This window comes from Microbacterium sp. 01T413_2 (genome assembly GCF_056398985.1).
The window spans coordinates 1-14682 of the sequence record NZ_JBFTQL010000020.1 but is presented as its reverse complement, the minus strand read 5'-3'; the positions used below and the strand labels follow the sequence as shown (position 1 = coordinate 14682).

12 protein-coding genes and 1 tRNA gene are annotated in these 14682 nt (G+C 68.6%); 9 read left to right on the top strand and 4 right to left on the bottom strand.

Annotation, left to right across the window (positions count from 1 at the left end):
* Positions 1 to 12: 12 nt before the first annotated feature.
* Positions 13 to 753: an alpha/beta fold hydrolase gene (locus AC1DMN_RS11725; RefSeq protein WP_441976764.1), complete on the bottom strand. Its 741-nt coding sequence runs from the start codon at positions 751 to 753 to the stop codon at positions 13 to 15.
* 73 nt (positions 754 to 826) lie between these two features.
* Here AC1DMN_RS11725 and AC1DMN_RS11720 point away from each other — a divergent pair, with 73 nt between their 5' ends.
* A complete protein-coding gene (locus tag AC1DMN_RS11720) occupies positions 827 to 1525 on the top strand; it encodes a helix-turn-helix transcriptional regulator (protein WP_477230847.1) in 699 nt (232 codons plus the stop codon).
* A 45-nt stretch (positions 1526 to 1570) separates the two neighbouring features.
* Complete coding sequence (locus tag AC1DMN_RS11715) at positions 1571 to 1957, top strand: DUF1304 domain-containing protein (RefSeq protein WP_477230719.1); 387 nt, start codon at positions 1571 to 1573, stop codon at positions 1955 to 1957.
* A gap of 23 nt (positions 1958 to 1980) precedes the next feature.
* On the opposite strand, the gene AC1DMN_RS11710 is transcribed toward AC1DMN_RS11715, so the two are convergent.
* Entirely contained in the window at positions 1981 to 2574 is a 594-nt protein-coding gene (locus AC1DMN_RS11710) for a hypothetical protein (protein WP_477230718.1), read from the bottom strand.
* A gap of 93 nt (positions 2575 to 2667) precedes the next feature.
* Here AC1DMN_RS11710 and AC1DMN_RS11705 point away from each other — a divergent pair.
* Positions 2668 to 2740 (top strand) — tRNA-Arg (locus AC1DMN_RS11705).
* An 80-nt stretch (positions 2741 to 2820) separates the two neighbouring features.
* Here AC1DMN_RS11705 and AC1DMN_RS11700 read toward each other — a convergent pair.
* Both AC1DMN_RS11700 and AC1DMN_RS11695 read right to left on the bottom strand, forming a co-directional pair.
* Positions 2821 to 3924, bottom strand: coding sequence for a LacI family DNA-binding transcriptional regulator (locus tag AC1DMN_RS11700; protein WP_477384264.1), 1104 nt, complete (start codon positions 3922 to 3924; stop codon positions 2821 to 2823).
* A 56-nt stretch (positions 3925 to 3980) separates the two neighbouring features.
* On the bottom strand, positions 3981 to 5003 hold the full coding sequence (locus AC1DMN_RS11695) for a hydroxyacid dehydrogenase (RefSeq protein WP_441976768.1): 1023 nt from the start codon (positions 5001 to 5003) through the stop codon (positions 3981 to 3983).
* A gap of 224 nt (positions 5004 to 5227) precedes the next feature.
* Between AC1DMN_RS11695 and AC1DMN_RS11690 the strand changes: the two genes are divergently transcribed.
* The 6 genes from AC1DMN_RS11690 to AC1DMN_RS11665 all read left to right on the top strand — a co-directional run bounded on the left by AC1DMN_RS11690 (position 5228) and on the right by AC1DMN_RS11665 (position 14648).
* Positions 5228 to 6274, top strand: coding sequence for an ABC transporter permease (locus AC1DMN_RS11690; RefSeq protein ID WP_477230715.1), 1047 nt, complete (start codon positions 5228 to 5230; stop codon positions 6272 to 6274).
* Positions 6264 to 7214: a carbohydrate ABC transporter permease gene (locus AC1DMN_RS11685; RefSeq protein ID WP_477384262.1), complete on the top strand. Its 951-nt coding sequence runs from the start codon at positions 6264 to 6266 to the stop codon at positions 7212 to 7214. The genes AC1DMN_RS11690 and AC1DMN_RS11685 overlap by 11 nt, the downstream gene beginning before the upstream one ends.
* Positions 7215 to 7264: 50 nt before the next feature.
* Entirely contained in the window at positions 7265 to 8926 is a 1662-nt protein-coding gene (locus AC1DMN_RS11680) for an extracellular solute-binding protein (protein WP_477384260.1), read from the top strand.
* 80 nt (positions 8927 to 9006) lie between these two features.
* Positions 9007 to 10998 (top strand): DUF2264 domain-containing protein, encoded by a 1992-nt coding sequence (locus AC1DMN_RS11675; RefSeq protein ID WP_477230712.1) that lies wholly within the window; start codon positions 9007 to 9009, stop codon positions 10996 to 10998.
* Complete coding sequence (locus tag AC1DMN_RS11670; protein WP_477230711.1) at positions 10995 to 12383, top strand: alpha-L-fucosidase; 1389 nt, start codon at positions 10995 to 10997, stop codon at positions 12381 to 12383. The genes AC1DMN_RS11675 and AC1DMN_RS11670 overlap by 4 nt, the downstream gene beginning before the upstream one ends.
* A gap of 102 nt (positions 12384 to 12485) precedes the next feature.
* Complete coding sequence (locus AC1DMN_RS11665) at positions 12486 to 14648, top strand: hypothetical protein (protein ID WP_477384258.1); 2163 nt, start codon at positions 12486 to 12488, stop codon at positions 14646 to 14648.
* Positions 14649 to 14682 lie beyond the last annotated feature (34 nt).

The following is a 14682-nucleotide window of genomic DNA, read 5'->3' as shown; positions in this document are numbered from 1 at the left end:
AGCGCGCACCGTTCAACCGGTGTGAGACGCCGCCGAGCGGATGACCTCGACGAGGTCGCGAGGACGACTCCACATGGGCCAGTGACCGGTCGGGAGGTCGACGACGTCGAGGTGCTCGAGGTTCGTGACCTCGGCGAACATGGGATGGCCCCCTCGCGCCAGGTCCAGCAGCTGCGCGCTCGGGATCGAGCAGCACACCAGTGTGGTCGGGATCCCGTTGCGGGCGCCGTTCACGAGATCGACGTGCTGGCGCAGCACGGGGCCGGGCTCGGGGACGGCTCGGGCTCGGAAGCGTGCAAGGACCTCGGCGCTGAGTCCCTCGAGGCTCGCCTGCTGCGCGAGGACGTCGAACGCGGGGAGTGGAAGGTCCTGCACGTCCTCCGGGAGGTCAGCGGCGAAAGCGCTCCCTGCGGCCACCGGTCCGGAATCGACCCAGACCACCCGACGGACGAGCTCGGGGTGCCGGTCGAGGAGGAGGGAGACGGGGAAGTTCGCCCCGCTGTGAGCGACGACGATCGCGGGCTTGCTCGCGGAGACGCCGTTTCGAGCCAGGACGTCGAGGATCGCCGTGACCTGGTCGTCGAGAGTCCTCTCGGCCCGTTGGGGGTCGTCGGGGTCGAGACCCGGCGGCGTCATCGCGACGGCGTGAGAGCCGGCGGAGTCCAGGTGCTCGCGCACGTCGTCCCATGCCCAGGCGCCCAGCCAATGGCCGGCGATGAGAAGGATGGTGGGGCTTTCCGTCTTCTGTGTCATGCCACCAGCTTCGGGCGTACCGCAGGCACGTGTATGTCACTATTTATGTCATGAAATATTCGGCGGCGACGCGGTGAAGCGCGCAGAGCGACTCCACGCCCTGTCTGAGACGCTGCGCCGCAGCGGATCCCGGGGCCGCTCCGCTGAGCGGCTGGCACGAGAGTTCGGCGTGTCGGTTCGCACCGTCAAGAGAGATCTCGCTGCGCTCGAGAGCAGTGGTGCGCCCATCTGGTCGCGTCCGGGCCCCGGGGGCGGCTACGGAATGGCGATGGGTGCGTCGCTGCCGCCGGTCAGCCTGTCTCCCGCGCAGGCGGTCGCGCTCATGGCGGCCGTGTCGGCGGCCTCCGATGCCCCCTACGCGGATCTGGCGGCAGCCGGGATCCGGAAGATCATGGACGTCCTCGATCCCCGGACCCGCGCACGGGCGGACGCCTTGGCCGAGCGCGTCTGGGTGGACGCGGTTCTCGCGCCTTCGCGTGCGATCAGGTCGGCGCTGGAGGAGGCGATGGCGGATCAGCGTGTCGTCCGCATCCGCTACACGGCGGGGGACGGGGCGACAACCGCACGTGACGTCGAACCCGTCCTGTTCGCATCCACGCAAGGCCAGTGGTACCTCGTCGGATGGTGCCGATTGCGTGACGCTATGCGGTGGTTCACGGTCTCTCGCATCGAGCGGGCCAGCGTGACCGCGATGCCGTGCGCTGGGCACACCGTCGACGAGGTCGGGGAGCCTCCCGCGACCGCCGCTCCGGTGCATTCAGGTCATCGCTAGCGCGCGCCTCTCGCGTTGGTGCGCGGCGCGCGGCAGAATCGGCCCATGCTCCTGCTGATCGGATCCGTGTTCGCCGCGCTCGCCGCGCTCATCCACGTCTACATCTTCGTGCTGGAGTCGGTGCGCTGGACGCATCCGTCGACGCGGCGGATCTTCGGCACATCCGCCGAGGATGCCGAGACGACACGACCGCTCGCGTTCAATCAGGGCTTCTACAACCTGTTCCTCGCGATCACGGTGGTGATCGGAATCGTCTTCGTCGGCGCGGGATCGGCCGGTGTCGGAATCGCGCTCATGCTCGCGGGAGCCGGATCGATGCTCGCCGCGGCGCTCGTGCTCATCCTGTCCGACCGCTCAAAGTCCCGCGCTGCGGTCGTGCAGGGAGCGACCCCGCTGATCGCGGTCGTGCTGCTGGTGGTCACGCTGTTCTGATCCGGCTCGCGCCGACGGCGCGGTCAGGCGATCGTGCCCAGCCCGGCGCGCATGGCGTCGAACATCGCGAACATCAGCCAGAACGACCATCCGATGGTGAGCAGGAAGCTCGCAGCAGTCGCGGCAAGGGCGATCCACATCGTGGCCGAGCCCATTCCCGCCTGCCGGCGCACCACGACGGCGCGGCCGATCGGATACACCGGCGAGAGGAAGCTCCACGCCCAGTGGAAGCGCTTCGGGTAGCCGAGCCGGCCGAGCTGCACGTAATCGCGGTACCCGGCGACGATCGCGAGCGCATAGAGCGCCCAGCCCAGAAGCGTGCCGACCATCGAGGCCGCAACGATCCCCGGCATGAGGTCGAAGATGATCCCGGACACGACGCCCGGCTGCACTCTCGTCCCAGAGGCGGCCATGCTGCTCACTTCGGCGACGCGTCGCACGTAGCTGAGCATCGGGCCGGTCATCAGCCACAGTGAGACGGCCGAGACGGCGACCCCGGCGACGGTGGTCCAGGCACTCACCCATCCCCAGGCGGTGTAGACCGGCGTTCCTCGGGGGACGCGGGGCTCTTCCACGGCCGTGTGCGGCCAGGGTGCCGGGGGAACGGAAGCACTCATCGGGTCCTCATCGATCGGTCGGTTTCTCGCGACACTACCGGGATCCTGCGCGGTCGGAGAGGAGGCGGATCCGATGCTAGGCTCGTTCGGTACGCCTCCGTAGCTCAGCGGATAGAGCGCCGGTTTCCGGTACCGTAGGTCGCAGGTTCGATTCCTGTCGGGGGCACGCATTTCGACGAAGGGCCGCCCGGATGGGCGGCTCTTCGTCGTGTGGGCAGCGAAGCTGGCGTGATCGTCGCCGTAGGATCAGCGCCCGGGCGCCCACGGGGTCGTGCGCGGCGCAGCGACGGACTCGCGCTCGACGAGGCGCGTCCCGACGATGATCTCGCCGTCGGCATGGCGGCCGAAGGCGTCGTCGGTGCGGCTCAGGGCGAGGCGCACGCTCTCGCGCCCCATGTCCTCGAGCGGCACGTGCACGGTGGTGAGCTTGGGGGTGAGCTCGCTGGACTGCGGGATGTCGTCGTWGCCGACGAGCGAGATGTCCTCCGGCACGCGCACGCCGCGTGCGGTCATCGCGTCCAGTGCGCCGGCGGCGACCAGGTCGTTCGCCGCGAACACCGCCGTGATCCCCGGGTTCCCGTCCAGGATTTCGCCCATCGTGGCGTGGCCGAAACGGCGTCCGAACGCCCCCTGGTGCACGAGCTCCGGGGGCACCTCGTAGCCGTGGGACTGCATCGCGCGACGGAAGCCGGCCAGACGCGCGACACTGGTGGAGAGGCCGATCGGACCGCCGAGGTAGAGGATCCGGCGGTGTCCCTGGGCGATGAGGTGCTGCGTCACCGCGAAGGCGCCGCCCTCGTTGTCGTAGCCGACGATCTTCGTCGGTGCCTGCTCGCCGACCGAGGGGCGGCCGCACAGCACGAGCGTCGATCCGATGCCGGCCAGGGTCCGCGCGCGCTCGGCCATCCGGCGTCGGGCGCGGGGATCGTCGTACCCCCCGCCGACGACGATCACGGCGTCGGCGCGCTGGCTGATCATGCGGTCGATGAGCTCGATCTCGCGATCGACGTCGCCCTGCGAGGCGGCCACGATGCAGAGCCGGCGCGTGGCGGCGGCCTCCTGCTCGACGCCGCGCACGATGTAGGAGAAGAACGGATCGACCAGGTCGTTCACGATGATGCCGACGCTGTGCGTCGCCGAGCTTGCGAGCGCTCTGGCGTGCGCGTTGGCCGTGTAGCCGAGGTCATCGATGGCCCGGTTGACGGCGTCGCGCGTCGCCTGCGCCACCGGGTAGTTGCCGTTGAGCACCCGGGAGACGGTGGCCGAGGAGACGCCCGCGCGCTCGGCGACATCGGACATGGTCACGGTGTGCATGGCTCCCACCGTGGCGCGATCGTCCTGCGTCGTCATCCCATCCTCCGTTCGTGGGCCGGCGGCCCGCTCTCTCGCGTCGTGCTCTGCTTCGATCAGGCGGTGTACGCCAGCTCGTCGGCACGGAGTTCGTGCGCGAGGATCCCTCGACCAACGTACTGCTCGACCTCGCGCACGGCCGAGTCGCCCAGCCGGTGGATCTCGTTGCCGAGCGCGCCGGCGATGTGCGGCGTGATCACCACGTTCGGCAGGGCGTAAAGCGGCGAGTCCGCCGGCAGCGGCTCCGGATCCGTCACATCCAGATACGCGTCGAGGCGTCCGCTCACGAGCTCCGCGGACAGGGCGTCCGTGTCGATGAGGGCGCCCCGCGCGGTGTTCACGATCAGGGCGCCGTCGTGCAGCAGCCCGAGTTCGCGAGCGCCGATGATGCGGCGTGTGTCCGGCGTGCTGGGAGCGTGCAGCGTGAGCACGTCGCTGCGACGGCACAGCTCAGGAAGGGAGACGACTTCGACGCCGAGCCGCGCGGCCTCCGACGCGGTCAGATATGGATCGCAGACCAGGATCCGCGCATCCAGCCGGGACAGCAGGGCGATGACCTCACGCCCGACCCTCGAGGCGCCGAGGATCCCGATCGTGACCCCGTTGGTCCCGATCGGGGGGATCCCGTCGACGATGCGATGTCGCCGCGTGGTGCGCAGCTGATGTGCGAACCGGCTCGCACGCTTGAGCCCGAACACGATCGCGGCGAGTGTGAACTCCGCCACCGGTGTGGCATTGGCCGCCGCGGCCGTGCTCACCCTGATCCCGCGGCGGAACGCCTCGGCGTCGAGGAAGGTCTTCACGGTGCCGGCGGTGTGCACCACCGCCTCGAGTCGAGGGGCGAGGTCGAGCACGTGCGCATCGATGCGCGGGGCGCCCCAGCCCGTCAGCATGACGCGAGTCTCGCGGAGAGCTTCTCGGGCGGCGGGCGCCGCGAAATCCGTGATCGGAAGCGGCCCCGCGATCTCGACCGTGTTCCGCAGTCGCGCGAGCGCCTCCCTGGAGAACACCTCCGCGAAGGAGTCCTCCGCCATGACGATCACGGCGGCGGGGTGGGCGGTCGAGGGGTTGTGATCCACGGCGATCCTTTCTTTCTGCATCCAGATAGTAAGCGCATACTATGCGTTCGGTCCAGCCCGCGGTGAATCCCACAGGCTCAGAACCCATGAAAATCAATGTTTCGCCGAAACATGGTCGCATCGTTGACACTCGCAGATCCGTCGGGTACGTTCGCAGCACAGCAAGCGCTTTCTAGCTCTTGCCGAGGACGATGAAGTTTCCCTGTGGCAGGTCGAGGTCGAAGATGAGCAGTTACAGCGAGCGGCTCGTGCAGAGCACGACGCCTCCCGTCAGTGGCGCCGCGGATGCGCCCTCCGCGCGTCCCGCGTCGAAAGGGCGCCGTCGGGCAGCGACGACCGACGCCCCCGCGCACCGCAAGCGCAGCCTCTGGGCGCGGATCAAGCGCGACCGGATGATGCTGCTGCTGATCGCCCCGGGGTTCCTCTACTTCGTGGTGTTCCACTGGCTGCCGCTGCCGGGCAACATCGTCGCCTTCGAGGACTACCAGCCATACCTCGGCTTCATCGACAGCGCCTGGGTCGGCTTCGACAACTTCGTGAAGATCTTCGCGGATCCGACGTTCTGGCAGGCGCTGCGCAACACCCTCGTGATCACCGGCCTGCAGCTCGTGCTGTTCTTCCCGATCCCGATCGTGCTGGCCCTGCTGCTGAACAGCATCATGTCGAACCGGATCCGCAAGTTCGTGCAGAGCGTCGTCTACCTGCCGCACTTCCTCGGCTGGGTCATCATCGTCTCGATCTTCGGCCAGGTGCTGGGTGCGACCGGCGTCGTGCCGCATCTCATGGAGGCGCTCGGGATGAAGCCGTTCCAGGCGATGACCACCCCGTGGTTCTTCCCGTTCCTCGTCTCGATCCAATCCGCCTGGAAGGACGCGGGCTGGGGCACGATCATCTTCCTCGCTGCGCTCATGAACATCGACCAGGAACTGTACGAGGCCGCGGCCGTCGACGGCGCCGGTCCCTGGCAGCGCATGAAGACCATCACCATTCCCGGGATCATGCCGGTCATCATCCTGCTGCTCATCCTGAACCTGGGCAGCATCCTCTCGGTCGGCTTCGAGCAGATCGTGCTGCAGCGCGACAACGTCGGCGCGGGAGCAGGCGAGGTGCTCGACACCTGGGTCTACTACCACGGCATCCAGAACGGGCAATGGGGCCCGGCTGCGGCCGTCGGTCTCGTGAAGGGCGTCGTGGGCCTCGCGCTCGTGCTCGGCGCGAACAAGGTCGCTCATCTGTTCGGCCAGGAAGGGGTGTACTCCAGTGGCAAGTGACGTGCAGCTGACGACCAGAGCGGTCGTCATGCCCCGTACCCGACGCAAGAACCGCAGCGTTGAATCGGCGCGGTCGGCCTGGATGGAGAAGCCCAGCCGTCTCGGCAGCACGGGCAAGGCCGTCGTGGTGACGCTGATCTGCGTGGCGACGATCTACCCGTTCCTCACAGTGCTCTCCACGAGCCTCTCGGACAGCACCGACATCGCGAACGCCAACGGCCTGGTGCTGTTCCCGCTGCACCCGACATTCGCTGCTTACGAGACGATCTTGTCCGGCGGCATCGTGACCGCCGCCCTCGTGCGCAGCATGCTCATCACCGTGATCGGCACGCTGTGCTCGCTCGCCGCGACCGTCGGCATGGCTTACGGCTTGTCCCGGCGCGATCTGGCCTTCGGCAAATTCATCCTGCTCACGGCGCTGTTCACGATGCTGTTCACGCCGGGCATCATCCCCAGCTTCCTCATGGTCAAGCAGCTCGGCCTGCTCGGCAGCTACGCGGCGCTGGTGCTTCCCACCCTCATCTCGGCGTTCAATCTCGTCGTGGTCCGGTCGTTCTTCATGGGGCTGCCGCAGGAGCTGTTCGAGGCGGCGCGGATCGACGGCGCCGGCGACTTCCGGATCCTGGTCAAGATCGTGCTGCCACTGTCGAAGGGTGTGCTCGCCGTGGTCGGGCTGTTCTACGCGGTCGCCTACTGGAACGCGTTCTTCAACGCGATGCTCTACCTGAACAGCGACCAGTGGCCGCTGTCGATGATCCTCCGCCAGTACGTGCTGCTCGGATCGCCGCTCGACACCGCCTCGGTCGGCGAGATCTCCGCGCCGTCCCAGGCGATCCAGATGGCCGTCGTCGTCATCAGCGTCATCCCGATCCTGCTCGTCTACCCCTTCCTGCAGAAGTACTTCACCAAGGGCGTCCTCACCGGCGCCGTCAAGGGCTGAGGCCCGCTCCACCCGATCGATCCACCTCCCTGTACAGAAAGGAGCCCAACGTGGCTCTCGAAACGAACCGGCGGACCTTCCTGTCCTTCGCCGCCCTCAGCGTCCTCGGCGTCGTCACCGCGGGCTCCCTCGCCGGCTGCGGCACCAAGGGCGCACTGAACGCCTCCGCGGCCTCGGCGTCGGTGCTGCCGAAGTACATCCCGCTGAAGGGGGCCACGCCCGACCTCGCGGGAACCGCCGAGGGCGTTCCAGCGGCCTTCTTCAACTACCCGGCCAAGCCGTTCCGCGCGGTGCCGGCGCCCTTCCTCAAGGGACAGAAGATCACGGCGATCACGAACATCTTCGGCCCGCCGCCGACGCCTGCCGCCTCCAACCCGGCCTGGCAGGAGATCAACAAGCGTCTCGGCGGCACGGTCGACATCACCGCGGTCTCGAGTGACGACTACGACACCAAGCTCAACACCGTGATCGCCGGTGGGGACATGCCGGACCTGATGCTCAATGACGGCGCGGCCATCGCCGACATCATCGGCTTCCTGGAATCCGCGTGTCAGGACCTTACCCCGTTCCTCGCGGGCGACAAGTCCAAGGACTATCCGAACCTCGCCAACATCCCGCAGGCGTTCTGGAAGCCGGCGGTGCAGAACGGCAAGCTCTACGGCATCCCGATCCCGCGCGGCATGACCGGCGGATCCGGTTTCATCAACCAGACCTTCTTCGAGGCCGCGGGCGTCACCGACACCTCGACCATCAAGAACGCGGACGACTACCTCGCCCTCGCCAAGCAGCTCACCGGAGCGAACCGCTGGGCCCTCGGCAGCACCAAGTTCGGCCTCATCCCGTTCGAGCACATCTTCCACGTCCCCTACAACTGGACGATGAAGAGCGGCAAGCTCGTGAAGGACATCGAGACGCCGGAGTACCTGGAGATGGTGTCCTTCGTGCAGAAGCTCTACGTCGCGGGATGCTTCGCCCCCGGCAGCGAGGGCTGGACCAAGTCGCAGATGTCGAACGCGTTCATCTCCGGCCAGGTCGCGCAGATCTACGACGGGCTGCCGGCATTCGGCAAACCGGGCGGATACCAGCAGACCGTCCCCGCGGCGAACCCCGCGAACGAGGTCGCCCCGTTCATCCCGTTCAGCGCCACGGGCGGCAAGGCCACGGTGTGGCTGGACAACATCGACTTCGCCTGGACCATGGTCAAGAAGGGCAGTGCGGATCACATCAAGCAGGTCCTGCAAGTCGCGAACTTCCTCGCCGCGCCGTTCGGCAGCGAGGAGTATCTCCTGATGAACTACGGTGCCGAGGGCACGGACTACACCCGAGACGGCAAGGGCAACCCGATCCCGACGCCTGCGGCGGCGCTGAACACGGCCGTGCCGTGGAAGTACCTGGCGGCCGGCCCCAACACGCTGTACTCGCCGCAGTTCCCCGACGCCATCAAGGTGCTTCACGACGCGTACTCGAAGCTCGTCCCGATCGGCGTCCCGGATCCGACCGTCGGCCTGTTCAGTCCCACCAACGCGAAGCAGGGGCTCACGATCGCCAAGCCCGTCTCGGACGCGGTGACCAACTTCATCGCCGGGCGTGGTTCGCTGAACGACGTGAAGAGCGCGATCTCGACATGGAAGAGTGCGGGCGGAGACACGATCCGCGCTGAGTTCCAGAAGGCGCTGAGCGGCGCGACGGCCAGTCCGTCCCCGAGCGCCTGAGACGCAGCGGATCCGTGAACGTGGGAGAGGGCAGCGGGGGAGAGGGAACCGTGAGGGAAGACATCTCGACGAGAATCGCGATGGATCCTGTCCTCTCCCCGTTCACGGGCTGGGGCAGGGCGCAGTGGGAGGCGGTGGCGGACGACTGGCTGAGCCAGGTGCGCCGCTATGCCAGCCCGGAGGGCGCCCTGCCGCGCCTGCCAGGAAGGATCACCGGCGACGGAGTGCGGCGGGAGGGGATGGAGACCGTGGGCCGGTCGTTCCTGCTCGCGGCGCCGCGGATCGCGGGCGCCGGCGACGCCGCGGATCCGGCCGTCCAGGCGCACCTGGACTACTACTCCCGGGCGTTGCTGGCCGGCACCCGGGCGGGTGGTGAGGAGGAGTGGCCCCGCGGAGTCAGCTGCCGGCTGCCGCTGACGGGGATCACGAACTCGATCGTGGAGGCCGCGAACATCGCGTTCTCCCTGCACATCAGCCGCGATCGGCTGTGGTCGGGCCTCACCCGGCCGGAGCAGCTCCAGATCGGGAACTGGCTGCGTCATCACGCCCGCTGCGAGGTGTGGCAGAACAACTGGCAGCTGTTCCCCGCCATGGCGGAAGGCTTCCTGCGTGCGGTCGGCGAAGACGTGCGCGGTCTGCACGCGACGCGCAACGTGGCGCGGGTGGAGAGCTGGTACCTCGGCGACGGGTGGTACACGGACGGGCCGGAGCATGCGGTCGACTACTACAACGCCTGGGCCATCCATCCCTACCTGTGGGCCTGGTACCGCATGACGGACACCGTGCACACCGCGGAGGGGCAGCGGTATCTCGAGCGACTGCACGACTTCACCGCGTCGCAGGCCCACATGGTCGCCGCCGACGGCTCGCTCCTGCATCAGGGCCGCTCGCTGACCTACCGCACGGCGGCGCTGGCCGCTCTCTGGTGTGCCGAGGCGTCGGGCGTGAGCGCGCTCAGCCCCGGCCAGACCCGCCGCATCGCATCGGGAGTGCTCTCGCGCTTCACCGCGCAGGGAGTCGGTGCCGACGGCCCGCTCACGCTCGGGTGGTACCGCGAGTTCGAGCCGATGTGCCAGGACTACAGCGGCTTCGGATCCCCGTATCTGGCAGGCATCGGATTCCTCGGGCTGGCCCAGCCCGAGACGGCTCCCGTCTGGACTGCGATCGAGGAGGCCCAGCCCTCCGATCACGGCTCCTTCACCGCCCCGATCGAGCCCGTGGGGTGGGTGCTCCGCGGAGCCTCGGACGGCATCGTGCGGATGGCGAACCACGGCTCGGATCACGCCACGCTGCCCGTCGGCGAGGACGAGGACCGCGACGACCCGCACTACGCGAAGTTCGCGTACTCGACGCACACCGCACCGGGCACGGGGCCGGCTTGGGTCGACGCGATCGACTCGCACTTCGCGCTGCTCGACGACGAGGGCGCCGGCAGCAGGCGCAGTTCCCTGCGGGCCACGCGAGTCGAGGGGGATCTCGCCGGATCCGTGCACGTACCGCAATTGCATCGCCGTGCGCTGCCCGGGACCGCAGTGACCACGGTGACCGCGGGCGACGGCACCGCCGAGGTGCGTGCGCATCTCGTTCAGACGGATCGGCCGTGGCCGATGCGCGAGGGCGGCTGGGCGGTCGCCGACGACGCCGAGCTGGCCACCGGCGTCTTCGAGGACGGCGCCTGGGTGCAGGGCCGCGACGGCCTGCTCTCCGCGGTGATCGGGTTGCACGGGTGGGACGCTCCTCGGCCCGCCGTCGCCGACGATGCAAGCCGTCGCCCCGAGCGGGCGCGCGTGTTCGCCTACCGCGATGCCAACGCGATGGGCTCGCACTCCGCGACTCCAGCCCTGCAGGGCCGCACCAGCACGAGGAACACGGTCGTGGCCACCCTGCACGTGCTCGAACGCGGCGGCGCGGTCGACCCGCAGGAGTGGCGCGATCGGGTGCGGGTGGACGTCGATGGCACCCTCGTGCGCCTGACGTGGGCCTCGGGCGCGACCTCCGAGTTCGACCTGGCGACGTTCGTCCCATGGGACGAGCACCCGGGCCTCACCGGTCCTCGGGGGGAGGCCCGATGATCGAGCTGCGCTACGGCGCGGGACCGGAGGGGCGCCGACAGGACCCGACGATGCGGGCGTTCCGTGCCGATCGGTTCGGGCAGTTCGTGCACTGGGGGTTGTATGCGATCCCCGCGGGGACGTGGCAGGGGCGCACGATCGAGTTCGCCGCGGAGTTCCTCATGCACTCGGCGCACGTGAGCCGGGAGGAGTGGGGTGCGCTCGCCGCCGACTTCACGCTGGAGGGATTCGACCCGGCGGAGTGGGCCCGCACGGCGAAGCGCATGGGCGCGCGCTATGTCACGATCACCACGAAGCACCACGACGGCTTCTGCCTGTGGCCGAGCGCGTACACCGACTTCAGCGTCGCCGCCACGCCCTCGGGGCGCGACGTGCTCGGCGAGATCCTCGACGCGTATCGCGCCGAAGGTCTCGCCACGCACCTCTACTACTCGGTGCTGGACTGGCATCACCCGGACTGGCGATACGCCATCGAGTCCGATGACGATCGCGTGGCGTTCGACCGCTATCTCGACTTCGCGACGAACCAGCTGCTCGAGCTGGCGGAGAGATACCCGCAGGTGCGCGGATTCTGGTTCGACGGCACCTGGGACGAGTCCGTGAAGGCGAACGGGCGCTGGACCCACGAGATCGAGCAGCGGCTCAAGCAACGGATCCCCGGCGCGATCGTGAACAGCCGTCTCCGCGCCGATGACAGGGGCGCACGGCATTTCGACTCCAACGGCGCCCTGATGGGCGACTACGAGAGCGGTTACGAGCGCCGGCTCCCCGCGCCGTGGGACCGGTCGGTCGCCGTGCACGACTGGGAGGCCTGCGCCACCCTCACCCAGGCGAGCTGGGGCTTCCATGACTCCGCCTGGGCGGAGCGAGGGCGCAAGACGCCGGCCCAGGTCGTGGAGCAGCTCGCGCAGACCGTGAGCCTGGGAGGCAACCTCCTCCTGAACTTCGGGCCGCGCGGCGACGGCTCGCTCGCCCCCGTCGAGGTCGCCCTGGCCGACGAGGTCGGCGCCTGGATGGCCGTGAACGGGGCAGCCGTGCACGGCAGCGGGCCGGCTGAAGGGTGGGACTACCCCGGATGGGGCCTTTACACGATGCCCCTGCAGGCGGAGGAGTCAGCCGAACGATCCGCCCTTGTGCACGCGATCGTCACCCGGATCCCGGTCTCCGGCATCCTCACGATCGCGCTGCCGCCCGGCGTCGCGTTGCGCGGGGTGCGCGCACTCGATGACGACACCGCCGTGTCGTTCACCGAGCTGGACGCCCACACCGCCCAGCTCGCGGCCCCCGCCGCCACGGGCATGCCGACCGTGCTCGCCCTCGAGATCGCGCCTGCGGACCCGGAGAGCGGCCTGCGCGAGCCCAACCCCGACGTCGCGCTCGTGTGAACGCATGAGCGGGCGCCTTCCCGTTCCGCGCTTGCGACGTGGGGAACGGGAAGGACACACCCAAACCCTCCGCTTCGAAGAGGAACAGGAAAGGGCACCACCATGAAACAACACCGCACCGCGCAAAGCAAAGCGCGCTGGCGACGGCTGACCCCGGCACTCGCCGCGGGTGCCGTCCTCGCGTTCGCCCTGCCCGCCACCGCGCAGGCCGGCACCACCCCGGCTCCGCCGCAGTACGTCGCGGCCGGCACCACCACGATGAAGGGCGGTCTGACCAGCGACATCGCCGGCTCGGCGTATCTCGGCAAGGACGGCCAATTCCACTGGAGCAATGCGCTCACGTCCTACAACACGAACCCTGGCAACGCGTGGGCGCGCACGTTCACGAACACCGACATGGGCGCCGTGTCCGCAGGGATGGGCACCACGACGCAGAAGGTTCAGGCGCCCGCGTACTATGCCGACGCGGGCACCATCTGCTACCAGCTAGACAAGGATCCGACCTTCCCGATCCCGTCGCCGCAGCAGGACGACCACTGCGACGTCATCGRCGTCTGGGTGGATCCGCAGGGCACGTGGCACGCGCTGCTCAACGACGAGTTCCAGTTCGATCCCTGGCAGACCAAGGGTGCAGACGCGACGGTCGATCAGAAGATCTCGACCGGGCACCACAACAACCGGATCCTGCTCGCGACCTCGAAGGACGAAGGCGCCTCCTGGCAGTACCAGGGGCCGGCGCTCACCTCGGCGTGGGATGACGATCAGGTGATCGACAGCGCTGCCTCACCCGGTCAGTCGTATCCGTTCGGGAACTCCGGCTGCCGGCTGTTCATCGATTACTCGACGGGCTACTTCTACATCACGTACAACGTGAAGATCTACAAGAAGCCGGCTTCCTCGACCCTCGCCAGCTGGACCGAGATGGCCCGCGCGCCGATCAGCGGCGGCATGGCCAGCGGCACCTGGCAGAAGTGGTACAACGGCTCGTGGTCGCAGCCGGGCATCGGCGGCATCGACGGCAACGTCAACTCCGTCGGCGGGCTGAACGTCGTGTACGACCCGGCGACCGACCTCATCGCCTGGCAGGGATCCGGCGACAACGCCACCGCGTCGTACCAGGCCGCGAAGGTCGCCGCCGATCACCTCATCGTGTTCTCCGACGCGTCCGGAAACACCTACACGGCGAACACGCTGACGCACACGATCGTGAACAACGCGACAGCGGAGTCTGCGCCGGACCGGACCGTGTCGTACCACGACGACGTGACCGGCCAGGACCTGACGCTCAAGGCGGTCGACGACAAGTACGAGAACGGCGTCAAGGTCGTCACTGGCGGCATCTACGTGACGCAGACGGATCCGGCCACCGGTGCCTCCCAGACCGTGGATCTCATCACGAACAGTGCGTATTACAAGGATCCGAACACCGGTCATCTGTACCTGCCGTCGGCGAACAACGAGTCGGCTATCTCGTACAACGCGTTCTCCGGGCTGTACCGCATCGTCGGCTACGACGGGAACGTCTATGAGACGGCTGATCTCGGCGACCCGAACTCCTGGAAGGTCGTGGGCCTCATGCCCGCCGGATCCAATGGCGGTTACCTCACCTCTCTGGACAACGGCAGCCTGACGAACCAGAACGTCACCGGACGTTCGTTCCTGACGATCTCGGATCTGACCGCCAAGGTGTTCGACATCGCGCAGACCGCCGGCGACGGATCCGCGGCGGTGAGCACCGAGTACACTCCGCGGGACACGGCCGGCAAAGCGGTGTCCGGAGATTCCGCCTACGTGCTGCGGGTCGGCGGCAAGGCCGTGACGGCGAACCGCGGACCCGGCCTGGACGGCGGGGACGGAGCGGCCACGGGCGTGTCCACCTGGAAGCTCCAGCCGGTGAAGGACGTGCGCGACGGCAGCCAGAACAGCGGCTTCTACCGCATCGTCGACGCCGCGACCGGCAAGGACCTCCGGGTTTCCGGATCCGCTCCGGCCGAGCAGCGCGCCGTCGACGCGGTCGTCACGGTCCGGGCGCCGCAGGCCGATGCCCAGCCTCTGACCTCGGCCGGCCTCGGCACGCCGGGTGGCAGCGATCAGTGGTACCTGCAGCGCGTCGCGACCGACGGCACGTCGCTGGACGGATCCACCACCTACCGCCTGGTCAACCGCAACAGCGGCCTGACCCTGCAGTACGTGAACGAGAGGATGCGCCTCGAGCAGCAGGCTCCGGGCAACGCCTCGCAGTACGTGACGCTGACCGTGCGGTAGGGGATAAGGCGAGTGACGGCGCCGGGTCGGGTGC

Excerpts from the sequence above, each read along its gene's own strand:
- AC1DMN_RS11725 (WP_441976764.1), bottom strand. The coding sequence starts at position 753 with ATGACACAGAAGACGGAAAGCCCCACCATCCTTCTCATCGCCGGCCAT.
- AC1DMN_RS11715 (WP_477230719.1), top strand. The coding sequence starts at position 1,571 with ATGCTCCTGCTGATCGGATCCGTGTTCGCCGCGCTCGCCGCGCTCATC.
- AC1DMN_RS11710 (WP_477230718.1), bottom strand. The coding sequence starts at position 2,574 with ATGAGTGCTTCCGTTCCCCCGGCACCCTGGCCGCACACGGCCGTGGAA.
- AC1DMN_RS11690 (WP_477230715.1), top strand. The coding sequence starts at position 5,228 with ATGAGCAGTTACAGCGAGCGGCTCGTGCAGAGCACGACGCCTCCCGTC.
- AC1DMN_RS11675 (WP_477230712.1), top strand. The coding sequence starts at position 9,007 with ATGGATCCTGTCCTCTCCCCGTTCACGGGCTGGGGCAGGGCGCAGTGG.
- AC1DMN_RS11670 (WP_477230711.1), top strand. The coding sequence starts at position 10,995 with ATGATCGAGCTGCGCTACGGCGCGGGACCGGAGGGGCGCCGACAGGAC.